This window comes from Burkholderia sp. MSMB1826, assembly GCF_001526325.1.
Classification (GTDB): Bacteria; Pseudomonadota; Gammaproteobacteria; order Burkholderiales; family Burkholderiaceae; genus Burkholderia.
Genome location: NZ_LOYN01000055.1, coordinates 40,449 through 64,354, shown reverse-complemented (window position 1 = coordinate 64,354; position 23,906 = coordinate 40,449). Strand labels below are relative to the sequence as shown.

Here is a 23,906-nt window from a genome sequence, read left to right as displayed (position 1 = left end):
CCGGACGCCGCCGCGGTCGGGGCCGCGGCCGTGGCCGTCAGACGACGTCGATGTCGTCCAGCGCATCGGGCGCGATCAGGTCGATGCGGTCGGTGCAGACCGCGTCGACGCCCCAGCGCGCGAGTTCGCGCGCCCGTTCGAGGTCGTTCACCGTGTAAACCAGGATGCGCAGCCCGGCGGCCTTGATCGCGCGCACGAGCGGTTCGTCGAGGCGGGTGTGGTCTGCATGCAACGACACGCAGCCGAGCGCGTCGACGACCTGCGCATGCCAGTCGTCCGGCACGACTTCGTAGAGCATTCCGCGCGGCAGCGCCGGCGCGGACGCGCGCGCCTGTTGCAGTGCGTCGAACGAGAACGACGACAGCAGCGGCGCCACCGCGGCATCGCGCCAGTACGCGGCCGCGTCGGCCGCCACGCGCCGCCCCGTTTCGCGCTCGCGCCCCGGGCACGGCTTGATCTCGACGTTCGCGGCCAGCCCGTGCGCGATGCAGCGCGCCGCCGCGGCCTCGAGCGTCGGCATCCGTTCGCCCGCGAAGCGCGCATCGCGCCACGCGCCCGCGTCGAGCGCGGCCAGCGCCGCATAACGCATACCCGCCGCCGCGCCGTGGCCGTTCGACGTCCGGTCGACGGTATCGTCGTGCAGCAGGAACGTCACGTCGTCGGCCGACAGCTTCGCGTCGAACTCGACCATCCGGTGACCGCGCCGCGCGCCTTCGTCGAGCGCGGCAAGCGTGTTCTCCGGCGCGAGCGTGCCACCGCCGCGATGGGCGACGACGCGCGGATAGGGCCAGTCGGTGCGGATCGTCATCGTCGGTCTCCCGGCAGTCGGACGGTTTCAGCCGGCGCGCTTGCCGGTTTCGGGATCGAAGAAATGCAGCCGGTGCGCGGGCAACGCCGCCGCCAGCGCGGTGCCACGCGCGGGACGGTCCGCGTGCGGCAGGCGCACCGCGACGTCGTGATCGCCCCAGCGGCCGTGCGCGAGATTGTCCGCGCCGAGCAGCTCGCACGAATCGACCGGCAGCGTCGCCTGCGCGACGCCCGGCTGCGGCGTCATGTGTTCCGGACGCACGCCGAGCACCCAGTCGCGCCCGGCGGCGATTTCGCGGCCGATGCCCGGCGCGCCGGCGACCGGCAGCGCGGGGCCGCCGCCCGCGACCGTGAAGGTCGCGCCGTCTTCCGACAGCCGGCCGTGCAGCAGGTTCATCGCCGGCGAGCCGATGAAGCCCGCGACGAACACCGTCGCCGGCTTTTCGTACACGTCGACCGGCGCGCCGATCTGTTCCGCGTAACCGCGGTTCATCACGATCACGCGCTGCGCGAGCGTCATCGCCTCGATCTGGTCGTGCGTCACGTACACGCTCGTCGTCGCGAGCCGCGCGTGCAGCCGCTGGATCTCGAGCCGCATCTGCACGCGCAGCTTCGCGTCGAGGTTCGACAACGGCTCGTCGAACAGGAACACCGACGGCTCGCGCACGATCGCGCGCCCCATCGCGACGCGCTGCCGCTGGCCGCCCGACAACTCGCGCGGCCGCCGCGCGAGCAGCGGCTCGAGCTCGAGAATCTTCGCGGCCGCGGCCACCCGCGCATCGATCGTCGCGCGCTCGATGCCGCGGATCTTCAGCCCGTAGCCCATGTTCTGCGCGACCGTCATGTGCGGATACAGCGCGTAGTTCTGGAACACCATCGCGATGTCGCGATCCTTCGGCTCCAGCGTGTTGACGACCCGGTCGCCGATCGCGATCTCGCCGTCCGTCACCGACTCGAGCCCCGCGATCATCCGCAGCAACGTCGACTTGCCGCAGCCCGACGGGCCGACCAGCACGATGAATTCGCCGTCGGCGATCTCCACGTCGATGCCGTGCAGCACGTGCTGCTTGCCATCGTAGGATTTCCTGACGCCCTTCAAGCTCAGTGCAGCCATACCTGGTCCTTCTCCCGGTTACCGTCGGTCGTTCATTTCTCGGAATCGACGAGGCCGCGCACGAACCAGCGCTGCATCGCCAGCACGACGACGAGCGGCGGGATCATCGCCAGCAGCGTCGCCGCCATCACGTATTGCCACTCGGTCGCGGCGTCGCCGCTCGCGATCATCGTCTTGATGCCGACCACCGCCGTCGACAGCGACGCTTCCGTCGTGATCAGGATCGGCCACAGATACTGGTTCCAGCCGTAGATGAACGTGATCACGAACAGCGCGGCGATGCTCGTCTTCGACAGCGGCAGCACGACGTCCCAGAAGAAGCGCAGCGGGCCCGCGCCGTCGATGCGCGCCGCATCCATCAGTTCGTCGGGCAGCGTCATGAAGAACTGACGGAACAGGAACGTCGCGGTCGCCGACGCGATCAGCGGCATCGCGAGCCCCGCATAGGTGTTCGTCAGATGCAGCGTCGACACGACCTGCACGGTCGGGAAGATCCGCACTTCCACCGGCAGCATCAGCGTGACGAAGATCAGCCAGAACGCCGTGTTGCGAAACGGGAAGCGGAAATAGACGATCGCGTACGCGGACAGGATCGACACCGCGATCTTGCCGACCGCGATCCCGAGCGCCATCGCGAAGCTGTTCACGAGCAGGCGGCCGAACGGCGCCGTCGTGCCGCCGCTGCCGTGCCCCCAGATGTACGCGACGTTCTCGAACAGGTGCGTGCTCGGCACGAGCGATAGCGGCACCGTGAACACTTCCTGCGCGTTCATCGTCGCCGCGCAGAACGCGACGTAGACGGGAAACACGATCAGGACGACGCCGGCGATCAGCACCGCGTGGCAGAACAGGTCGAAGCCCTTGCGATTCTCGATCATGCGTATTGCACCCTGCGTTCGACGAAGCGGAACTGGATCACCGTGAGCCCCACGACGATGATCATCAGCACGACCGACTGCGCACCCGAGCTGCCGATGTCGAGCCCCTGGAAGCCTTCCGCGAAGATCTTGTAGATCAGCGTCCTGGTGCTCTGCGCCGGGCCGCCGCCGGTGGCCGCGTCGATCACCGGGAAGGTGTCGAAGAACGCGTAGACGAGGTTCACGACCAGCAGGAAGAAACTCGTCGGCGACAGCAGCGGCAGCACGATGTTGAAGAAGCGCCGCACCGGCCCCGCGCCGTCGATCGCCGCCGCCTCGATCAGCGAGCGCGGAATCGCCTGCAGCCCCGCGTAGAAGAACAGGAAGTTGTAGCTCACCTGCTTCCATACCGACGCCAGCACGACGAGAAACATCGCCTGACCGCCGTTCAGCGCGTGGTTCCATACGATGCCGCCCTTCGCGAGCGCGTACGTGATCAGGCCGATGCTCGGGTTGAACAGGAACGCCCACAGCACGGCCGCGATCGTCGGCGCGACCGCGTACGGCCAGATCAGCAGCGTGCGGTACGCGCGCGCGCCGCGGATCACGCGGTCGGCGCATGCGGCGAGCAGCAGCGACACGACGAGCCCGCTCACCGTGACGAGCGAGCTGAACACGAGTGTCGTGCGAAACGAATCGAGATACAGCGGATCGGCGAACAGGTGCGCGAAGTTCGCGAAGCCGACGAACTCGCTCGACGTGCCGAACGCGTCCTGCGTCTGCGTCGACTGCCACAGCGCGACGCCGGCCGGCCACAGGAAGAACACGGCGGTGATCGCGAGCTGCGGCGCGATCAGCAGGTACGGCACCGGGCTCGTACCGAAACGGGAACGGGATTGCATCGCGGGTGTCCGGTCAGGCGAAACGGAAGGGGAACCGCGCCGCCGGACGGCACGCGCTGACGCGCGGCGCCGCCGGCGGCACGAACGCGATGCGCGCTCAGCCGCCCGACTTCTCGAAGCGGCGCAGCAGTTCGTCGCCGCGCGAGGCGGCCGAGTCGAGCGCGTCCTTCGGCGACTTCTTCTGCGCCCAGACCTGTTCGAACTCCTCGTCGACGATCGTGCGGATCTGCGGCATGTTGCCCAGCCGCAGCCCCTTCGTGTACGGCAGCGGCGGCTTGTTCAACATCTGCTTGATCGCGGTTTCGGCGCTCGGGTTCTTCGCGTAGAAGCCCTGCTGGCGCATCAGGTCGTACGCGGCGGTCGTCACCGGCAGGTAGCCCGTATCCTGGTGCCACTTCGCGGCGACGGCAGGCGTTGCCAGGTACGCGAGGAATTTCGCGACGCCCTTGTAGGTCGCCGGATCCTTGCCGGCCAGCACCCACAGGCTCGCGCCGCCGATGATCGCGTTCTGCGGCGCACCCTTCACGTCCGCGTCGTACGGCAGCATCCCCGTGCCGTAGCTGAACTTCGCGAATTTCTGCACGTTCGCGAGCGCCCCCGACGACGTCGTCAGGATCCCGCAGTCGCCGCTGTAGAACTTCGCCGACGCTTCATCCTTGCGGCCCGCGTACGTGAACGTGCCGTCCTTCGCCATCTGCTGCAGGAACGCGATATGGGCGATCTGCTGCGGCTTGTTGAACTCGAGCACGGCGTCCGTACCGTCGAAGCCGTTGTTGCGGCTCGCGAACGGCAGCCCGTGCCACGCGCTGTAGTTTTCCAGCTGGATCCAGCCCTGCCAGCCGGTCGTGAAGCCGCAGGCCATCCCCGACTTGCGCAGCTTCTCGGCATCCGCCTTCACGTCGGCCCACGTCTTCGGCGGCTGGTTCGGATCGAGGCCCGCCTTCTTGAACGCGTCCTTGTTGTAGTACAGCACCGGCGTCGAGCTGTTGAACGGCATCGAGACCAGGTGGCCCGTCTTCGCGTCGCTGTAGTAGCTCGCGATGGTCGGCACGAACGCCTTTTCGTCGAGCGTCACGCCGGCCTGCTTGAACACGTCGTAGACGGGCACGACCGCCTTCTTCGCCTGCATCATCGTCGCCGTGCCGACTTCGTACACCTGCAGGATCGCCGGCGCGTTGCCGCTGCGATAGGCCGCGATGCCGGCCGCGAGCGCCTGGTCGTAGGTGCCCTTGAAGACCGGCACGATCTTGTAGTCGCTTTGCGACGCGTTGAACTGGTCGGCGATCGCATTGACCCGCTCGCCGAGCGCGGCCTCCATCGCATGCCAGAACTGGATTTCCGTCGCGGCGAGCGCGACGTGCTGCGCCCCGAACATCAACGCGCCGCCGAGCGCGATCGACCGAACCAGTGTCCCCGCAGGCTTCTTCTTCATCGACCTCTCCTATGAAAACGTTACCAACAGCGTGTGCAACATTCCCGTCGCCATTGAACCGGCGAAGTCTAGTGATCGTTTGTGACAGTCAGTTGTCGTTGATGACGAACAGGCGCTGGTATTCCTTCAGCGCGAAGCGGTCGGTCATGCCGGCGATGTAGTGCGCGACGAGACGCGGCTGCTGCGCCACGTCGTCGGACTGGTATGGCGGCGGCAGCAGGCGCGGATCGTCGATGAACGCGTCGAACAAGCCCGTGACCACGCGCTGCGCCTTGCTCGCCATGCGCATCACCTTGTAGTGGCGATACAGGTTCTTGAAGAGGAAGCGCTTGAGGGCCGCTGCCTGCGCGGCGACCTCGGGGCTGTGCGACACGAGCGGCGGTGCGTCGCGCACGTCGTCGAGCGACGCGGGCGCGACGCGCACGAGATTGCGCGTCGTCTCGTCGATCAGGTCGACGATCAGCGTGTTGATGATGCGGCGCACCGTCTCGTGCACGAGACGACGGCCTTCGAGATGCGGGAATTCGGCGAGCGCCGCTTCGTAGTGACGCTGCCACAGCTCGACTTCCGCGAGCTGCTCGATCGTGATCAGGCCGGAGCGCAGGCCGTCGTCGACGTCGTGGTTGTTGTACGCGATTTCATCGGCGATGTTCGCGAGCTGCGCTTCGAGCGACGGCTGGCGGCCCTGCAGGAAGCGCTCGCCGAGCGCGCCGAGCTTGCGCGCGTTCTCGCGCGAGCAGTGCTTCAGGATGCCTTCGCGCGTCTCGAAGCACAGGTTCAATCCGTTGAACGCGCCGTAGTGCTCCTCGAGCTCGTCGACCACGGCGAGGCTTTGCAGGTTGTGCTCGAAGCCGCCGTGCTCGCGCATGCACGCATTCAACGCGTCCTGCCCGGCATGGCCGAACGGCGTATGGCCGAGATCGTGCGCGAGCGAGATCGCTTCGACGAGATCCTCGTTCAGGCGCAGGTTGCGCGCGACCGAGCGCGCGATCTGCGCGACCTCGAGGCTGTGCGTGAGACGTGTGCGGAACAGGTCGCCTTCGTGATTGACGAAGACCTGCGTCTTGTATTCGAGCCGGCGAAACGCGGTCGAATGGACGATGCGGTCGCGATCACGCTGGAATTCGGTGCGCGCCGCCGGCGGGGTTTCCGGATGGCGGCGGCCGCGCGACTGCGACGCGTGCGCGGCATACGGAGCGAGATGGGCTTCCAGCGCCGCCAGCGTCGGCGGCTCGGCCACCGGCGCGGCGGATGCGCGGCCGGCTTCGGGCAGTGTGCGGCTGGATGTCTCGCTCACGTCTCCTCCATGTCAGGGCGCCGGCACATCCGCGCCGCCGTTAGTGGGTCGTCTGCGCCAGTGTAGCGAATACCGCTTCGTCCGGCGCCTGCGTGATCAGCGTATCGCCGAATCGCTTCAGCAGGATGAACTTGATCGCGCCGGCCTCGGCCTTCTTGTCGACGCGCATCAGATCCATGTAGCGCGCGTCGCCGAGCGCGGGCCCGCGGGTCGGCAGATGCGCGGCCGCGATCACCGCATCGAGGCGCTGCCGCGACGCTTCGTCGAAGAGACCGAGCCGCACCGACAGGTCGCCCGCCATCACCATCCCGCAGCCGACCGCCTCGCCGTGCAGCCATTCGCCGTAGCCGAGCCCGGCTTCGATCGCATGGCCGAACGTGTGGCCGAAATTCAGGATCGCGCGCAGGCCGCCTTCGCGCTCGTCGGCCGCGACGACGCTCGCCTTGATCTCGCACGAACGCTTCACCGCATGCGCGAGTGCAGCCGGCTCGCGACGGTTCAGCGCACCGACGTTCGCCTCGATCCAGTCGAAGAACTCGGCATCGGCGATCGCGCCCGTCTTGATGACTTCGGCGACGCCCGCCGCCAGTTCGCGATCGGGCAGCGTCGTCAGCGCGCCGATGTCCGCGATCACGGCCTGCGGCTGGTAGAACGCGCCGATCATGTTCTTGCCGAGCGGGTGATTGATGCCCGTCTTGCCGCCGACCGACGAATCGACCTGCGACAGCAGCGTCGTCGGCACCTGGATGAACGGCACGCCGCGCATGTAGCACGCGGCGGCAAAGCCCGTCATGTCGCCGACCACGCCGCCGCCGAGCGCGACGAGCGTCGTCTTGCGATCCGCGTGATCGGTGAGCAGGCCGTCGAAGATCAGGTTCAGCGTTTCCCAGTTCTTGTACGCCTCGCCGTCCGGCAGCACGACCGTCGACACGCGCTTGCCGAGCGGCGCGAGCGCCGCGCGCAGCGCGTCGCCATAGAGCGGATCGACCGTCGTGTTCGTGACGATCGTGACGGACGAACCGTTGATGTGGGGAGCGAACAGCTCGGTGCGGCCGATCAGGCCGGCGCCAATATGAATCGGATAGGCGCGGTCGCCCAGATCGACGTTGACAGTAATCATGCTTGTAGCGGCTTGGCGATCACGCCGGCCAGTTCGAGTTGCATCAGCACCATGTTGACGAGACCGTTGACCGACGGACGGCCGGTCTCGATGACGAAATCCGCGCATTCGCGGTACAGCGGGTCGCGCACTTCGTACAACGCTTCGAGACGCCCCTTCGGATCTTCCGTCTGCAACAGCGGGCGGTTCTTGTCCTTGCGCGTGCGCAGCCACAGATCGTGCGGATTGGCGCGCAGGTAGACGACGATGCCGTGGGATTTCAGGCTGACGCGATTTTCCGGACGCAGCACCGCGCCGCCGCCCGTCGCGAGCACGATGTTCTCGCGCTGCGCGAGATCGGCGATGACCTGCGTTTCGCGATCGCGAAACCCGGCCTCGCCCTCCAGCTCGAAGATCACCGGAATGCGCGCGCCCGTACGGGCCTCGATTTCGTGGTCGGAGTCGAAGAACGTCCTGTCGAGACGACGCGCGACCGCACGGCCCACGGTGGTCTTACCCGCTCCCATAAGGCCGACGAAAAATACGTTTGCATGTGGGTCCCGCGCTTGCAACGGCTTCCTCTGCTTCAATCTTGCTGGTGTGTGGCGCAGCTTACTGGCAAAGCGGCTGCCTTGTCGAGCCTGCGCCGGCGGCTTCCGGCCCCGTTTTCTCGGCGTCCACGTCACCCATGTCGGATGCGCCGCAACGCGCGTCGACGACGGTCGGCGTGATGAAGACGACCAGTTCGTTGCGCTGGTCACGCTGCGCGCGGTGCCGGAAAAGCGCGCCCAGAAACGGTATTTTGCCCAAGAGCGGCACGCGCGTCACATCGTTCCGGTTCAGTTGTTCATAGATGCCGCCGATCGCGACCGTCCCGCCATTCTCGACCTCGACTCGCGTCTGCACGTGCTTCGTATGGATGGCGGGGCCGGCCGCGGTCGGCTCGCCGACGCTGTCCTTGGTCACGTCGAGATCGAGCACCACGCGCCCGTCCGGCGTGATCTGCGGCTCGACCTCCAGCTTGAGCGTCGCGCGACGGAACTGCACGCCGCTCATGCCATTGCCGACCTTCGCCTGGTACGGCAGCTCGGAGCCCTGTTCGACGATGGCCTTGACGCGGTCCGCCGTCACCACCCGCGGACGCGAAACGATCTGGCCCCGACCCTGTGCCTCGAGCGCACTCAGTTCGATGTCGAGTACGCGGCTGAGCGGCGCGGCGAACAGCGTGAAGCCGGCAGTCGCCGCGTCGAAACCGCCGAGCGGCCGCGCGGCGAGATCCAGCGCGTTGCGCGCATCCGCCGTGAACGACGCACCCTCGGCCGACGACGGCCGCGCCTGCGCACGCAGCGCGACGCGCGCGCCAAGGTTGCGCGAGAAACCCTGCTCGCCCTCGACGATGCGGGCCTCGATGCGGACCTGCCGCGACGGCCGGTCGATCGCGTCGATCAGGCCCGCGATCTGAGCGAGGCGCGGCGCGAGATCGGTCACGAACAGCAGGTTCGTGCGCGGATCGGCCGCCGCGGCGCCGCGCTTCGACAGCAGGCGCTGGCCGGTCGCGCCGGCCAGCAGCCGTTGCACGTCCTGCGCGCGCGGATAGTGCAGCGCGAACGTACGGCTCGCGAGCGGCTCCAGATCGGCGGCCCGCGCATGCATTTCGAAGCGCTCGCGTTCGCGCGCAGCCAGTTCGGTTGCCGGCGTGACCCAGATCACGTTGCCGCGCCGGGACATCGCGAGCCCGTGCGTGTCGAGCAGCGTGTCGAACGCTTCGCGCCAGCGGACGTTGTTCAGACGTAACGTCACCGTGCCGCGCACCTGCTCGCCGACGACGATATTGAGCCCCGTGAACCGCGCGATCGCGTCGAACGCAGCCGCGAGGCCGGCGCCCTGCAGATTCAGCGAGATCCGCCGCGCGTCGTCTGCATCGCCGGGTTGCCGCGCCGCGGGGTCGCTCATTCGGGCCGGTGGCGCCAGCGGGATCGGCGGCCCCTCCAGCGTGGGGAGCGGTGCGGCGGTTTCCGTCTGCCGCGCCGCACGCGCCGCCTGATCGAACGGCGACGGGTCGGCGTCCTCCGCTACCGCGCCGTCCACGCCGTCAGCCACGCGCAACGGCTGCGACAGGCCCGGCACCGATACCTCCGTCGACCCGGCCGGCCAGACCGCCGGCAGCGGCGGCAACGACGCGCTTGCATCAGCCGTCGTCATGCCGGCCCAGACGACAAACACCCACCAGCCGTGTTTCGTCATGGCCGGCCTCCGTCGTCCAGGACGAGCCGCTGCGATCCGTCCGCCGTCGCAAGCGTCACGGCAGCGCGATCGACGCGCACCACGCGCGCGGCCCCCAGCACCTCGCCGGGCGCGACGGTCGTGAACGCGCCGTCGCCGTCGTCGAACAACGCGAGACCGGTACGCGCATTGCGAATCGTGCCGGCAAGACGAGCTGCGCGCCCCGCCGCTTCGGTCGGGCCAGCCTCGCCGAACGGATCGGCGTCGGACGCAGCGGCACGAACCGGCGTGTCGGCCGCCGCGGCGGTGGCTGCCGGCAGCGCCGGAAACACGTCGACGGACATATCCACCCGCACCGCCGACATGCCACGCTCGATACGCAGCGCCGACGGTACGGCCAACACCGGCAAGCGCGCCAGCCCGCCGACCATTTGCACGAGCGCGCCAAAGCCGCCATCCGCGACGATGCGCACGGTGCGCCGGCCGTCCGGTGCCGCGCCATCGGCGCGCTGCGGTTCGATCGACACACCCTGCAGCCCGCTCGATGCAGCGACATCGGCCAGCTCCAGCATCAACTCGGCCCATTCCGGCGCATCCGGCAACCGATCGTTGCGCGTCGACGCACGATGCCCGTCACGCCGTTGCCCGGCGGAAGCCAGCACGCGTTGCGCGTCGGCCTCACGCGCCTGCGCTGCGGCGAGCAACGCGCGACCGTGTGCCAGCCCGCTCCAGTCGGCCGTATTCGCCAAATGAATGCCGCCGGCCGACACGGCAACGAATGCCAGCACGCAACCCGCGACGTGCACGGCCGCCGGCGACACGCGCGGCATGCGGCCCAGCCCGGCGCCTGCGTGCAGCGCCGGCCGATGCACGAGCGCCGTCATGCGCCACCACCCGACACCGTCCGCGACGACATCGCGTCGTGCCAGCGCAACTGCACCGAGAAAAGGAACGGCATCCCGGCCGCGGAAGCCGGCGCATCCGACGCAGGCTTCAACGTCTCGATATCGATCCGCCAGTCGCGCTGCTCGCGCGCCATCGCGGCGAGCCACCGCGCAGCCGCCCGGTAACTCGCGGCGCGCGCGTCGAGCACGGCGCCGGTCGTCGTCATGCGCAGTGCGTCGAGCCGGACATGATCGGCGCGCACTTGCTTCAGGGTTGCCAGCAATCCTGCCACGCGCCGGTAAGGCGCAGCCAGCGCAGCCGCCTGCGCTTCGCGCTGCGCGATGGCGGCGGCGGCATGGGCGGCGCGCGTCGCAACGGCCACTTGCGGCTGCAACTGCCGCAGCCGCGCCTCCACGCCGGCGCGCTCGGCGTCCACTCGCCACCGCGACAACACGGCGGCACCCGTCCACAGGCCGGCGCCGAGCATGCCGAGCAGGATCGCCACACCGCACTGCGCGGCCCGACGGCGCCGTAAGGCCTGCGCCAATCGTTCGCGGTACGGCAGCAGGTTGAAGTCGCCGAATATCGCCCGTCCCGCCTGCCCGGCCGCCACCGCCCCGCCTCCGTTCGCCGCCACGTGATCGGCCGTCATTCCCACACCCCGCGCAACGCCAACCCGACTGCGACGGCAAACGCCGGGCCGCCCGGCATGCCGGCGCGCGCGCGCGGCTGGCCGTCCCAGCCCGCACAGTCGAACGGGACCGCCGCCGTGCCGAGCACGTCGCCAATCTCGGCGACGGACGTATCGAAGCGGGCGATAGATCGCTCGTCCCCGGCAACGAGTACGCAACGCACGGCCCCGAACACACGTCGGCGCAACGCATCGGGAAGTGCCTCCGGCAACGTGCCGGACAGCGCGAGCGCAGGGGTGGTCGACGGGCCCTCGATTCGCCAGCCGCGCACGCCCGTGTCGCCGAACCAGAGCGCCGCGTAGGCGCCCTGCGCGTCGAGTTCGAACTGCGCGGCATAGCGCAGCGCGCGCAGCACGGCGGCCGACTCGCCGTCGATCACCGTCAGGTCGATACCGGCCTGGGCGGCCACGTCGATCCGCCGCTCGAGCAGTGCCAGCGGCGCCACCGCCACCGCGATCTCGCCGGACCGCGCGCCGCCGTAGTGCCGCCAGTCGAACGCGAGACTGTCCGGCGCCAGCCCCGAGATGCGCTCGGCCGCCTGCCGCGCGGCATCCGGGATGTCGCCGCGCCCGGCCAGATCGAGCGTCGCGGTGCGCATCTCGTCGTCGTGCAGCGCCATCACGCCGTGCGCGTCGCACCGCACATCGGACGCCGACAGCCGCGCCACGGCTGCCGCCAGCGACCGCGCGACCGCCGCCCAGCGCGCGTCTTCCGGCCCGTCCGCCAACCCGACCGGTTCACGCTCGAGCCCCTCGACGCGCACGTCCGCGTCCCGGCCGCGCCGGCTCAGCACGGCCACCCTCACTTCGTGCGCACCGACGTCGATTCCCGTCGACCGATGCCTGCCCGGTGCAAACCGCGCCACCCATCGTCCTACCATCCCAGCCTCCCGAGATCGTCGCGGCCCACGCCGCGTTTCCGAGACCTGATTCTGCAAAGCGACGCGTGCGGCCGACAGTCGGCCAGACGGCCAGTATCCGCTCGTGGCGGCCGCGCCTGGACTATGCTGACGGCACGCCGACCCGCGGCTTTCCGACGGGCGGCCCCCGCGTCAGGACCGGTCTTACCGGGCAGCTATAATCGCGGGACTGTTTTCCGGTATGCCTATGCAATCCACGACTCCTACGTCCCCGCCTCCCGCCCCGGAGCCGAAGAAGCGACCCTGGTGGCAAAAAGTCCTGCTCGGCTTCGCCGCGATGTGCGTGGCCCTCGTCGTGGCCGGCGGCCTCGTGCTCGGCTACGCGCTCGTCGTGGCGTGGCCGAACATGCCGTCGCTCGACGCGCTGACCGACTATCGGCCGAAGGTGCCGCTGCGCATCTATACGTCGGATCACGTGCTGATCGGCGAATTCGGCGAGGAGCGCCGCGACGTCGTCCATTTCAAGGACGTGCCCGACTCGCTGAAGAAGGCGATCCTCGCGATCGAGGACGCGCGCTTCTACGATCACGGCGGCGTCGATCTCACCGGCATCATCCGCGCCGGCTTCGTCGCGCTGACGAACGGCCATGCGTCGCAGGGCGCGAGCACGATCACGATGCAGGTCGCGCGCAACTTCTTCCTGTCGAGCGAGAAGACCTACACGCGCAAGATCTACGAGATGCTGCTCGCGTACCGGATCGAGCGCGCGCTGACGAAGGATCAGATTCTCGAGGTCTACATGAATCAGATCTATCTCGGCCAGCGCGCGTACGGCTTCGCGAGCGCCGCGCGGGTCTATTTCGGCAAGGACCTGAAGGACATCACGCTCGCGGAAGCCGCGATGCTCGCGGGGCTGCCGAAGGCGCCGTCCGCGTACAACCCGGTCGTGAACCCGAAGCGCGCGAAGGTGCGTCAGGAATACATCCTGCAGCGGATGCTCGAGCTGAACTTCATCACGCGCGAACAGTACGACGAAGCCGCCGCGCAGCCGCTCGTCGTCAAGGGGCCGGGCCGCGATTTCAGCGTGCATGCCGAGTACGTCGCCGAAATGGTCAGACAGATGATGTACGCGCAGTATCGCGAGGAAACCTACACGCGCGGCTTCAACGTCGTCACGACGATCGATTCCGCGGACCAGCAGGTCGCGTACACCGCGCTGCGCAAGGGCATCATGGATTACGAGCGTCGCCACGGCTATCGCGGGCCGGAGGGCTTCATCGAGCTGCCGGCCGGTGCCGACGATCGCGAACAGGCGATCGACGACGCGCTGCTCGAGCACCCCGACAACGGCGAGCTGATCGCCGCGGTCGTGACGGCCGCGAGCCCGCGCCAGATCACGGTTGCGTTCATCGACGGCAGCACGGCGACGATCGAGGGCGACAACCTGCGCTTCGCGTCGGGCGCGCTGTCCGCCAACGCGCAGCCGAACCGCCGCATCCGCCCCGGCGCGATCGTCCGCGTCGTGAAGAACGACGCCGGCAAATGGTCGATCACGCAGTTGCCGCAGGTCGAAGGCGCGTTCCTGTCGATCGTCCCGCAGGACGGCGCGATCCGCTCGCTCGTCGGCGGCTTCGACTACAACAAGAACAAGTTCAACCACGTCACGCAGGCGTGGCGGCAGCCGGGTTCGTCGTTCAAGCCGTTCATCTACTCGGCATCGCTCGACAAGGGCCTCGGGCCGGCCACCGTGATCAACGACGGCCCGCTGTATTTCAGCGCCGCGGAAACCGGCGGCCAGCCGTGGGAGCCGAAGAACTACGGCGGCGGCTTCGAGGGCCCGATGTCGATGCGCACCGCGCTGCAGCGCTCGCGCAACCTCGTTTCGATCCGAATCCTGAACCACATCGGCACGAAATACGCGCAGCAATACATCACGCGCTTCGGCTTCGACGCCGAGCGCCATCCCGCCTACCTGCCGATGGCACTCGGCGCCGGCCAGGTCACGCCGCTGCAGATGGCGGGCGCGTATTCGGTCTTCGCGAACGGCGGCTACCGCATCAATCCGTACCTGATCGCCGAAGTCACCGATCCGAACGGCGCGATCGTCGCGCGCGCGCAGCCGCTCGTCGCCGAGCAGAACGCGCCGCGCGCGATCGACGCGCGCAACGCCTACGTGATGAACAGCCTGCTGCAGAGCGTCGCGCAGCGCGGCACGGGCGCGCGGACCAACGTGCTGAAGCGCACCGACCTCGCGGGCAAGACCGGCACGACGAACGACTCGCACGACGCGTGGTTCGCCGGCTACCAGCACACGCTCGCCGCGATCGCGTGGATCGGCTACGACAACCCGCGCAGCCTCGGCGATCGCGAAACCGGCGGCGGCCTGTCGCTGCCGGTCTGGATCGACTACATGGGTGCGGCGCTCAAGGGCGTGCCCGAGTTCAAGCCGACGGCGCCCGACGGCGTCGAATCGCTCGGCGGCGAGCTGTACTTCACCGAGTTCACGCCGGGTCACGGCTTCGTGTCGACGGTCGGCGTGCCGCAGGCGCCGGCCGCACAGAACGTCGACGAGGCCGTACCGCACGTCGACGAACAGGAAAAGCAGGACATCATGAACCTGTTCCGCGGCCACTGACCCGCGGCCCCGGCCATGAAAAAAGCGCCCCACGGGGCGCTTTTTCGTTGGGCACGACGTTGGGGGGCAGTGCCCCGGCCGTCACGCGCTGAACGTGATCGGCAGGCCTGCCTGCTGGGTCGCGTACTCGGTGAGCGCCGCGAAGAACTCGGTGCCCGTGCGCGTATCGCGCCATGCGCCGTCGGTGAAACGGTAGTGGAATCCGCCCGCCTTCGCGGCGATCCACACTTCCTTCATCGGCGGCTGCAGGTTGACGATGATCTTCGAGCCGTTCTCGAACGTCAGCGTCAGCACGCTGCCGTTGCGCTCCAGGTCGATGTCGTGATCGCCGTCGTTCGCGACGTCCACGGTACGCTCGACGGCCGCCAGCACGGCCTCTGCACGGGCCAGGTATTCGGTATCGGACATGCTAAACTCTATCGGTTAAATTGTTCAGGGACGATCATGCGAGTCGTTTTCCGGATGAGCGCGATTGTAGCGGCTTTGGCGATTCTTGCCGGCTGCGGTCAAAGCGGCGCGCTCTATCTGCCCACCGTGCCGCCGATGCCCAAGCCGATCCAGCAACAGGACACGCCGCCGTCGGACGTGAAACCGACCGACGAAAACGCGTCGTCCGACGAGACGCCCGACACGTCCGGCTCGCCGCTCGCGCTGTCGCCCGAGTTGTCGAGCAGTGCATCGACGCTGCCCGCCCCGGCATCGGGCTCGGCCGCCACGAAGTAACGCCGCGCTGCCGCCCGCGCGGCGCTCGAAACGAGGCGATGACCATTCGGTCATCGCCTTTTGCTTTTTCCGGGCCGCCCCGTCATGCGCGCACGCGCCGCCATCCCCACGCAACCAGTCGCCAGCCGAGCAGCGCGGCGACGATCGCCGCGTAGAGCTTCGGCTGCGCGAGATCGTGCTTGCCGGCCCGCATCCACCAGAAGTGCAGCACGCCGAACAGCGCGATCGCATAGATCGCGCGGTGCAGCGTCGCCCAGTGGCGACCGAGCCGGCGCACCATCGCGCGCGGCGACGTCGCGGCGAGCGGAATCAGCAGCACGAACGCCGCGAATCCGACCGTGATGAACGGGCGCTTGCCGACGTCCTTCAGGATCGCGACGACGTCGAACCACTTGTCGAACCACAGGTAGGTCGTGAAATGCAGCGTCGCGTAAAAGAACGCGAACAGCCCGATCATCCGGCGAAAGCGCAGCAGCGGCGCGAAACCCGTCATGCGCCTCACCGGCGTGACGGCAAGCGTGATGCACAACAGGACGAGCGTCCACAAGCCCGTCGAGCGCGTGACGAATTCGATCGGGTTCGCGCCGAGCCGATCGGTCAGCCCGAACAGCACGATGCGCGCAAGCGGATAGAGGCCGGCCGCGAACACCAGCACCTTGGCCGGTGCGAGCCAGCGCGGCGCGGCGGGACGGCTCGCACCGGCCCGCGCCATGCGCGCGGCCGGCCCGTCGCCCGCGGCGCGGGCGGACGTGAGCGTCGAAGGAGGCATGTCGTTTCTCACGGGCGCGCTCAGAAATTCTTCTTCAGGTCCATGCCCTGATACATCGATGCGACCAGATCGCCGTAGCCGTTGAACATCAGCGTCTTGCGCTTCGGCGTGAAGAAGCCGTCCTCGCCGATACGCCGCTCGGTCGCCTGGCTCCAGCGCGGATGATCGACGTTCGGGTTCACGTTCGAATAAAAACCGTATTCGTTCGCCGCGTACGTGTTCCAGCTCGTCTTCGGCTGCTTGTCGACGAAGCGGATCTTCACGAGCGACTTCGCGCTCTTGAAGCCGTACTTCCACGGCACGACGATCCGCACCGGCGCGCCGTTCTGGTTCGGCAGCACCTGCCCGTAGACGCCCATCGTCAGCAGCGTCAGCGGATGCATCGCCTCGTCCATGCGCAGCCCTTCCGAATACGGCCAGTCGAGCACGGGCGTCGACAGGCCCGGCATCTGAGACGGATCGGCCAGCGTGACGAACTGCACGTATTTCGCGTTGCCGGTCGGCTGCACGCGCCTGATCAGCTCGGACAGCGGCACGCCGATCCACGGAATCACCATCGACCAGCCCTCGACGCAGCGCAGCCGGTACACGCGCTCCTCGAGCGGCGCGAGCTTCAGCAACTCGTCGAGATCGAATACCTTCGGGTGCTGCACCTCGCCTTCGACGCTCACGCGCCACGGGCGCGGCCGCAGCGTGCCGGCGTTCTGCGCCGGATCGCGCTTGTCGGTGCCGAATTCGTAGAAGTTGTTGTAGGACGTGATGTCCTTGAACGGCGTCACCTTGTCGATGGCGACGAATGTCGGGTTCGTTTTTGCCGCGAGCTTCGCCGCCCGCGGGTCGGGCGACGCATACGCGGCGAGCGCCGCGCCGCTGGCGCCGAACAGGCCGCCCGCGGCCGCGAGGCCGGCCGCCTGCAACACGCGCCGCCGGTTCTCGAACACCGCGCGCGGGGTGATCTCGCTCGGCGCGATATCCGCGCCGGTCAGTACGTTACGCAAAGGGCGTTTGATCCACATCGTGCAGTTCCTCCCACATGCGCGGCGCGCATGCTTCATGAGCGTTCGACCCGGCCCGTCACGCGCCGTTCGACGCCCGGTTCGCCCGCCCGTTACAAAAGAAAACCGCCGGGCACGCAGTGCACCGGCGGTCGTAGGGTCGGACGAGCGGCGGAAATCTTACAGCTTGCCGTAGCTGTGCAGCCCGGACAGGAACATGTTGACGCCGAGGAACGCGAACGTCGTGACCAGCAGGCCGGTGAGCGCCCACCACGCGGCCACCGCGCCGCGCAGGCCCTTCATCAACCGCATGTGCAGCCACGCCGCGTAGTTCAGCCATACGATCAGCGCCCAGGTTTCCTTCGGGTCCCAGCTCCAGTAGCCGCCCCACGCTTCGGCCGCCCACAGCGCGCCAAGGATCGTCGCGATCGTGAAGAACGCGAAACCGACCGCGATCGACTTGTACATCACGTCGTCGAGCACTTCCAGCGTCGGCAGGCGATCGGAGAGGATCCCGCGCTCCTTCATCAGGTACGCGACCGACACCATCGCCGACAGCGCGAAGCTGCCGTAACCGATGAAGTTCGCCGGCACGTGGATCTTCATCCACCAGCTTTGCAGCGCCGGCACGAGCGGCTGGATCTGCTGCGCATCGCGCGCGACCGAGTACCACATCAGGAAGCCGACCGCCGCACTGATGACCAGCAGCACGAACGCGCCGAGCGAGCGCGTGCCGTAGTGGCCTTCGTAATACAGATAAAGCAGCGCGGTGATCAGGCTGAACAGCACGAACACTTCATAGAGGTTCGACACGGGAATGTGCCCGACGTCCGCACCGATCAGGTAGGACTCGTACCAGCGCACCATCAACCCCGTGAAGCCCATCAGCACGGCGACCCACGTGAGCTTCTGGCCGATCGCGGCGCCCGTTTCGGAGCGGGCGAGCAGGCCGATCCAGTAGAAGATCGTCGCGAGCACGAACAGCGCGCTCATCCACAGGATCGCCGACTGGCTCGACAGGAAATACTTGAGGAAGAACGCCGAATCGGCGCGGGCGAGATCGCCCTGGTAGATCTGGATCGACAGCAGCGACAGCACGGCGATCGACGCCATCATCAGCCGCGCGGGCTTCCAGCGCCAGCCGAGCGCGACGAGCGCCGGCACGGTGCCGACCATCACCGCCTTGTCGTAGTAATCCATGTGCGCGTTGTAGTGCACGAGCGCATAGCCCGCGCCCGCCACCAGCGCCAGGGCGAACAGCCAGTCGAACAGCGACAGGCGCGCGAGGAACGGACGGTCGTCGAACAGCGGCGACGATGCCGGCGCCGCAGCCGGCGCCGTACGGGAAGAGGAAACTTGCGTGAGATCCATGATGTTACCGGGTGGAATTCTCGGAATCGGAACCGCCGCCGGCAGGCGGTCGGGCCGTCGACGCCGCACCGGCGGGCGCGGCGTCGCGAGGTGCGGCGCGCAAGGCGGCGCCGGCCGCGTCGCGCGTCTGCACGAATTCTTTCTCGAAATCGAAGGTCTTGCGGGCCGTGGACATTGCCATCACCACATCGACGCCCGAACCGGCGTCCTTCAGCCAGAACCAGAGTCGCCGCTCGCGCACGTAGAACATTGAGAAGATGCCGGCGACCAGCAACAGGCTGCCAAGATACACCAGATTCTTGCCGGGTGCGCGCGTCAGCTGAAATACCGAAGCTTGCACCTGCTTGAACGAGTCAAGCTGCAAATAGACCGGCGATCCATACAAGAAGCTGTCGGATAGCGCATTGATCGCGTTCTGCACGAAGCGGATCGTGTCGGTGCCCTGCTGCGCCGCCGGCTCGCCGGCACGCTCGCGGGCGATCTGCCAGACCTCCCACATCGAGCCCTCGAGCATCCGCAGCAGCAGGCTCGCGGCCTTCTCCTGCTCGCCCTTCGGCACCGAGCGGTCGATGAAGGTCGCCACTGCCTGGAAGCCGCCGACCGGCTGGCCGTCCGCGCCGCGACCGACGCTGTCGTCGCTCGCCGCAAAAAGGGTCAGCACCTTCGATGCACTGTCCTGCAGACGGCCGCGCAGCGACGCATCGCCCGGCAGCGAGCGCTGCGCGAAGCGTGCGGCGGCTTCCGTGCGCACGGCCGGATCCTCGAGCGCGGCGCGCAGGCGCATCCATTCGCCGATCGAATCCTGGCTGTCGGCCGGAATCCGCATGTAGCGGAACGGGTCGTTCGGGCTCGCGCGCACGCCGGCGAGGAACACGCGCTCGCCGTTCATGTCGACGGGCAGCATGTAGTTGTTGAATTCGCGCGCCTGGCCGTCCTTGCCGCGGATCTTGTACTGCACCGACGGGCCGATGTTGTGGAGCTGCGTCGGCTTCGACGTCTTTGCGCCCGAGCCGAGCCGCTCGTCGAACACTTCCTTCAGCGAACTCGTCGTCGCGACGCCGCGCACATCGGGCTTGCCGCTCGCGTCGGCCATGTTCTCGACGTTGATCGCGCGGAAATCGGAGAACTCGATCGTATCGCCGTCGGCGCCCGGGACCTGCAGCGGCGCCGAGCTGCCGATCGTGCCCTTCACGGGGAAGGTCGCCGCGTGGCTGCCCGTCATCGGATAGGCCGTCATCTGCATTTGCGAGCCGCCGTCCTGGAAGCTCGACTGGTAGATCGACACGCCCTTGTACGTGAACGGCTTGTTGACCTCGACCCGCGCCGGGATCTTCCGGCCGGTCTCGCGATCGATCACGACGATGTCGCTTGCGAACAGCTTCGGCATGCCCGTCGTGTAGTAATCGACGATGAACTTGTCGAGCTGGATCGAGAACGGCAGATCCTGAATCAGCGAGCCGCTCGGCTGGTTCAGGATCGCGGTCGACACGAACTGACCCTCCGGCACCCACGCATAGCCGCGGAACGTCGGGTTCGACGCGGACAGGCGATGGTCGGGCGAGATCTCGCTGATCGTCGCGCTCGTGTTGACCGGACTCTTGCCGAACATCCACATCTGGAATTTGATCGGCAGGTTGCTGTCGAGCAGGCCGCCGATACAGATCACGACGATCGCGAGGTGCGCGGAGATGTAGCCCCACTTGGTCATCGCGCCGCGCTTCGCGGAGATCAGCGTCGCGCCGTCGGTTTCACGCACGACGTGCTTGTAGCCGGCCTTCGCGACGAACGTGGCGAGCGTGGCCGCGACGCTCGCGCGCGTGCCGGACGCCGTGTACTCGGCCTTGTGGTGGAATGCGCGCAGGCTGCCTTCGCGGACCTTGTCCTTCCAGCTCTTCGCATCGGCGAGCATCTTCGGCGCGTTGCGGATCACGCACAGCGAGATCGACGCGACGAGGAAGATCAGGATCAGCATGAACCACCACGCGCTGTACACGTTGTACAGGCCGAGCGAGCGGAAGATGTCCGCCCAGAACGGCCCGAACTGGTTCACGTAGTTCGGATACGGATCGTCCTGGGTCAGGACCGTGCCGATGATGCTCGCAATCGACAGCACCACCAGCAGCGCGATCGCGAAGCGCATCGAGCTCAGCAGCTCGACCGCGCGTTTCGACGCACCCTGACTCGACTTCGACTGCAACCCCGACGTGGTAACGCTCATTCAAACTCCGACTAAGGGGAAACAACCCCCACGCTCACTATGTTCGCTTCGGGGGCGCAGCCCCCCATCGCCGGCAAGCCGCTCCATCCGGCTCGGCCCGGCGAGTGCCGACAAAAAAGAAGGGCGAGGCAACCGCGACGGCGCGGCGCCCCACCCTTTTCTTGTTCTGACTCCGGCCGCCCTTCGGGCGCCCGGTCATTCCATTCGCGGCCGACCGCTCAACGCAGGCCCGCGATGTAATCCGCGACGGCCTTGATCTCGGTATCCGACAGCCGCGACGCGATCTGATGCATCGCCTCGTTGTTGTTGCGCGCGCCGGCACCCTGCTGGAACGCGGTCAACTGCGCGACCGTGTAATCGGCCCATTGCCCCGACAGACGCGGATACTGGACCGGGATCCCCTGCCCCGTCGGGCCGTGGCAGCTCGCGCAAGCGGGTACGCCCTTTTCCGCAATGCCGCCACGATAGATCTTCTGGCCGACCGGCACGGTCGCCGCATCGCGTGCGGTACCGAGCTTCGTCGTCTGCGACCCGTAGTACGCGGCGACGTTGCGCATGTCGTCCGCGCTCAACGCGCTCGCGAATCCGACCATCACCGCGTTGTTCCGCACCGGCCCCTTCGCGCCCGGCTGCGTCTTGAAGTCGTTCAACTGCTTGACCAGATATTCGGGATGCTGGCCGGCAAGCTTCGGGAAACTGCCCGACGCACTATTGCCGTCGGCGCCGTGACACGACGCGCAGACTTGCCCGGCAATCGCCTTGCCGCGGTTGAGATCCGGCTTGGCCGCATCTGCCGCATTTGCCTCCGCTACGAAACCTACGAACCCTGCTGCAACCTGAAGCACCATCAGAGACTTGCACAGTCGATTCATTCGCACACCCTGTTTCGTCTTGTGGGAATTTGAGGTTCTGCAAAAAACGACGGCGTCCAGTCTACCGCAGAAGCCACATAAAAGCGCGAGGCAGGCGCCCGGTGGGCTTCGGTAAAACCGCCGTATTGTACAATATCGTGCTGAAAGCTCCCGCGCCTATCGGGGCTACCCCGCCTCCACCAAGCGGCTCGCGCCGCCCGTCCTTCCGGTTCCCATGGCCTTTCTGCTCCATCAAGCCCGCTTCTACACGACCGTCAACCATCTGCGCGACCTGCCGCCGACGGTTCAGCCGGAAATCGCGTTCGCGGGCCGCTCGAATGCCGGCAAGTCGACGGCGATCAACGTGCTCTGCAACCAGAAGCGGCTGGCCTTCGCGTCGAAGACGCCCGGCCGCACGCAGCATATCAACTACTTCTCCGTCGGCCCGGCCGCCGAGCCCGTCGCGAACCTCGTCGACCTGCCCGGCTACGGCTATGCGGAAGTGCCCGGCGCCGCGAAGGCGCATTGGGAAATGCTGCTGTCGTCCTATCTCGCGACGCGCTCGCAGCTTTGCGGCCTGATCCTGATGATGGATTCGCGCCGTCCGCTGACCGATCTCGATCGACGCATGATCGAGTGGTTCGCGCCGACCGGCAAGCCGATCCACACGCTGCTGACCAAGTGCGACAAATTGACGCGCCAGGAAAGCATCAACGCGTTGCGCAATACGCAGAAGGGGCTCGACGCGTATCGCGACCAGGGCGTGCAGGGCAAGCTGACGGTCCAGCTGTTCTCGGCGCTGAAGCGCACGGGGCTCGACGAGGCCCATGAACTGATCGAGAGCTGGCTGCGGCCGTCCGTCGCCGACGAAAAAAGCGAGCCTGTAGCACAATGAGCGGGCAACGCGCGGCTGGGATCGGTCGTGCGCACCTGACGGCACCTGCGAATTCGGCCGGCTCATAAAAAAACCCGCCGTTGAACGGCGGGTCAAACAGCCTAATCGAAAAACGACAGGCACCCGCTCAGGGAGGAGAAGCGGGGAGCTGCACGCAACGCGTACCGCTCGATCGCTATCATATACCAACGATCTCGAAAATGACCTAAGGGTTCCGTAAGGTCCTTCTTGCCCTGATTTCTGCCAAATCGCCATGAGCTTCCATCCGCTTCATCGTCCGCGCCGGATGCGCCGCGACGACTTCTCTCGCCGCCTGATGCGCGAAAACCGCCTGACCACCGACGATCTGATCTACCCGGTGTTCGTCGTCGAAGGCACCAACGAACGTCAGCCGGTCCCGTCGATGCCCGGCGTCGAACGCGTGTCGGTCGATCTGCTGATGCACGTCGCCGAGCAGTGCGTCGAACTCGGCGTGCCCGTGCTGTCGCTGTTCCCGGCCATCGAGCCGTCGTTGAAAACGCCCGACGGCCGCGAAGCGGCCAATCCGGAAGGCCTGATCCCGCGCGCCGTGCGCGAGCTGAAGAAGCGCTTCCCCGAACTGGGCGTGCTGACCGACGTCGCGCTCGACCCGTACACGAGCCACGGCCAGGACGGCGTGCTCGACGAAAACGGCTACGTGATCAACGACGACACGATCGAGATCCTGGTCGACCAGGCGCGTGCGCAGGCAGAAGCCGGCGTCGACATCGTCGCGCCGTCGGACATGATGGACGGTCGCATCGGCGCGGTCCGCGAGATGCTGGAAAGCGACGGCCACATCCACACGCGGATCATGGCCTATTCGGCGAAGTTCGCATCGGCGTTCTACGGCCCGTTCCGCGATGCGGTCGGTTCGGCGTCCAATCTGGGCAAGGGCAACAAGATGACCTACCAGATGGATCCGGCGAACAGCGACGAAGCGCTGCGCGAAGTGCGCCTCGACATCGACGAAGGCGCCGACATGGTGATGGTCAAGCCCGGCATGCCGTATCTCGACATCGTGCGCCGCGTGAAGGACGAGTTCCGCTTCCCGACCTACGTGTACCAGGTGAGCGGCGAATACGCGATGCTGAAGGCGGCCGCGATGAACGGCTGGCTCGACCACGACAAGGTCGTGCTCGAATCGCTGCTCGCGTTCAAGCGTGCAGGCGCCGACGGCGTGCTCACGTACTTCGCGCTCGATGCCGCGCGTCTGCTGAAAGCGCAGCGCTGATCGCGCACGCCGGCGGCACCAGTAAAAACG

General features: G+C 67.5%; 22 protein-coding genes. 4 read left to right on the top strand and 18 right to left on the bottom strand.

All coding sequences use genetic code 11. The features are described 5' to 3' along the window. Positions 1-37: 37 nt before the first annotated feature. The 12 genes from ugpQ to WS95_RS29390 all read right to left on the bottom strand — a co-directional run bounded on the left by ugpQ (position 38) and on the right by WS95_RS29390 (position 12,188). Positions 38-808: a glycerophosphodiester phosphodiesterase gene (ugpQ, locus tag WS95_RS29445; protein ID WP_059827568.1), complete on the bottom strand. Its 771-nt coding sequence runs from the start codon at positions 806-808 to the stop codon at positions 38-40. Positions 809-835: 27 nt separating this feature from the next. Further along, positions 836-1,921: a sn-glycerol-3-phosphate import ATP-binding protein UgpC gene (locus tag WS95_RS29440; RefSeq protein WP_034209754.1), complete on the bottom strand. Its 1,086-nt coding sequence runs from the start codon at positions 1,919-1,921 to the stop codon at positions 836-838. A 32-nt stretch (positions 1,922-1,953) separates the two neighbouring features. Next, positions 1,954-2,799, bottom strand: coding sequence for a sn-glycerol-3-phosphate ABC transporter permease UgpE (gene ugpE, locus WS95_RS29435; RefSeq protein WP_034209753.1), 846 nt, complete (start codon positions 2,797-2,799; stop codon positions 1,954-1,956). Further along, positions 2,796-3,680, bottom strand: coding sequence for a sn-glycerol-3-phosphate ABC transporter permease UgpA (ugpA, locus tag WS95_RS29430; RefSeq protein WP_034209752.1), 885 nt, complete (start codon positions 3,678-3,680; stop codon positions 2,796-2,798). The genes ugpE and ugpA overlap by 4 nt, the downstream gene beginning before the upstream one ends. A gap of 97 nt (positions 3,681-3,777) precedes the next feature. Beyond that, positions 3,778-5,112: a sn-glycerol-3-phosphate ABC transporter substrate-binding protein UgpB gene (gene ugpB, locus WS95_RS29425; protein ID WP_059827566.1), complete on the bottom strand. Its 1,335-nt coding sequence runs from the start codon at positions 5,110-5,112 to the stop codon at positions 3,778-3,780. 88 nt (positions 5,113-5,200) lie between these two features. Continuing rightward, on the bottom strand, positions 5,201-6,409 hold the full coding sequence (locus tag WS95_RS29420; RefSeq protein WP_059827564.1) for a deoxyguanosinetriphosphate triphosphohydrolase: 1,209 nt from the start codon (positions 6,407-6,409) through the stop codon (positions 5,201-5,203). 40 nt (positions 6,410-6,449) lie between these two features. Further along, the gene (aroB, locus tag WS95_RS29415; RefSeq protein ID WP_034209749.1) at positions 6,450-7,529 is read right to left on the bottom strand and encodes a 3-dehydroquinate synthase; all 1,080 of its coding nucleotides are present in this window, start codon (positions 7,527-7,529) and stop codon (positions 6,450-6,452) included. Continuing rightward, a complete protein-coding gene (locus WS95_RS29410; RefSeq protein ID WP_059827562.1) occupies positions 7,526-8,080 on the bottom strand; it encodes a shikimate kinase in 555 nt (184 codons plus the stop codon). The genes aroB and WS95_RS29410 overlap by 4 nt, the downstream gene beginning before the upstream one ends. Before the next feature lie 40 nt (positions 8,081-8,120). Beyond that, positions 8,121-9,752 carry a type IV pilus secretin PilQ gene (locus tag WS95_RS29405; RefSeq protein ID WP_059827561.1) on the bottom strand — a complete coding sequence of 544 codons (1,632 nt, stop codon included), beginning with the start codon at positions 9,750-9,752 and terminating at the stop codon, positions 8,121-8,123. After that, positions 9,749-10,615 carry a hypothetical protein gene (locus WS95_RS29400; RefSeq protein ID WP_059827559.1) on the bottom strand — a complete coding sequence of 289 codons (867 nt, stop codon included), beginning with the start codon at positions 10,613-10,615 and terminating at the stop codon, positions 9,749-9,751. Before WS95_RS29400 ends, WS95_RS29405 begins: the two co-directional genes overlap by 4 nt. Next, a complete protein-coding gene (locus tag WS95_RS29395; protein WP_059827557.1) occupies positions 10,612-11,268 on the bottom strand; it encodes a hypothetical protein in 657 nt (218 codons plus the stop codon). The genes WS95_RS29400 and WS95_RS29395 overlap by 4 nt, the downstream gene beginning before the upstream one ends. After that, entirely contained in the window at positions 11,265-12,188 is a 924-nt protein-coding gene (locus WS95_RS29390; RefSeq protein ID WP_059827555.1) for a hypothetical protein, read from the bottom strand. Before WS95_RS29390 ends, WS95_RS29395 begins: the two co-directional genes overlap by 4 nt. Positions 12,189-12,414: 226 nt before the next feature. Between WS95_RS29390 and WS95_RS29385 the strand changes: the two genes are divergently transcribed. Then, positions 12,415-14,802, top strand: a complete 2,388-nt coding sequence (locus tag WS95_RS29385; protein WP_156443625.1) for a penicillin-binding protein 1A — start codon at positions 12,415-12,417, stop codon at positions 14,800-14,802. A gap of 81 nt (positions 14,803-14,883) precedes the next feature. Here WS95_RS29385 and cyaY read toward each other — a convergent pair whose 3' ends face one another. After that, the gene (cyaY, locus tag WS95_RS29380) at positions 14,884-15,210 is read right to left on the bottom strand and encodes an iron donor protein CyaY (protein ID WP_059780713.1); all 327 of its coding nucleotides are present in this window, start codon (positions 15,208-15,210) and stop codon (positions 14,884-14,886) included. A 36-nt stretch (positions 15,211-15,246) separates the two neighbouring features. Here cyaY and lptM point away from each other — a divergent pair, with 36 nt between their 5' ends. Further along, positions 15,247-15,525, top strand: coding sequence for an LPS translocon maturation chaperone LptM (gene lptM / locus WS95_RS29375; RefSeq protein ID WP_059827551.1), 279 nt, complete (start codon positions 15,247-15,249; stop codon positions 15,523-15,525). An 82-nt stretch (positions 15,526-15,607) separates the two neighbouring features. On the opposite strand, the gene msrQ is transcribed toward lptM, so the two are convergent. The 5 genes from msrQ to WS95_RS29350 form a co-directional block, all read right to left on the bottom strand. After that, positions 15,608-16,294 (bottom strand): protein-methionine-sulfoxide reductase heme-binding subunit MsrQ, encoded by a 687-nt coding sequence (gene msrQ / locus WS95_RS29370; protein WP_059827549.1) that lies wholly within the window; start codon positions 16,292-16,294, stop codon positions 15,608-15,610. Between the two features lie 20 nt (positions 16,295-16,314). Continuing rightward, positions 16,315-17,310, bottom strand: coding sequence for a protein-methionine-sulfoxide reductase catalytic subunit MsrP (gene msrP / locus WS95_RS29365; protein ID WP_059827647.1), 996 nt, complete (start codon positions 17,308-17,310; stop codon positions 16,315-16,317). A gap of 159 nt (positions 17,311-17,469) precedes the next feature. Further along, on the bottom strand, positions 17,470-18,660 hold the full coding sequence (gene ccsB / locus WS95_RS29360) for a c-type cytochrome biogenesis protein CcsB (RefSeq protein ID WP_059827547.1): 1,191 nt from the start codon (positions 18,658-18,660) through the stop codon (positions 17,470-17,472). Between the two features lie 4 nt (positions 18,661-18,664). Then, the gene (locus tag WS95_RS29355; RefSeq protein WP_034209739.1) at positions 18,665-20,878 is read right to left on the bottom strand and encodes a cytochrome c biogenesis protein ResB; all 2,214 of its coding nucleotides are present in this window, start codon (positions 20,876-20,878) and stop codon (positions 18,665-18,667) included. A 218-nt stretch (positions 20,879-21,096) separates the two neighbouring features. Beyond that, positions 21,097-21,750, bottom strand: coding sequence for a c-type cytochrome (locus WS95_RS29350; RefSeq protein ID WP_059827545.1), 654 nt, complete (start codon positions 21,748-21,750; stop codon positions 21,097-21,099). Between the two features lie 214 nt (positions 21,751-21,964). On the opposite strand from WS95_RS29350, the gene yihA reads away from it, so the two are divergent. Together yihA and hemB are read left to right on the top strand one after the other, a co-directional pair. Next, positions 21,965-22,624, top strand: a complete 660-nt coding sequence (gene yihA / locus WS95_RS29345) for a ribosome biogenesis GTP-binding protein YihA/YsxC (RefSeq protein ID WP_034209737.1) — start codon at positions 21,965-21,967, stop codon at positions 22,622-22,624. 253 nt (positions 22,625-22,877) lie between these two features. Then, on the top strand, positions 22,878-23,876 hold the full coding sequence (hemB, locus tag WS95_RS29340) for a porphobilinogen synthase (protein ID WP_034209736.1): 999 nt from the start codon (positions 22,878-22,880) through the stop codon (positions 23,874-23,876). Positions 23,877-23,906 lie beyond the last annotated feature (30 nt).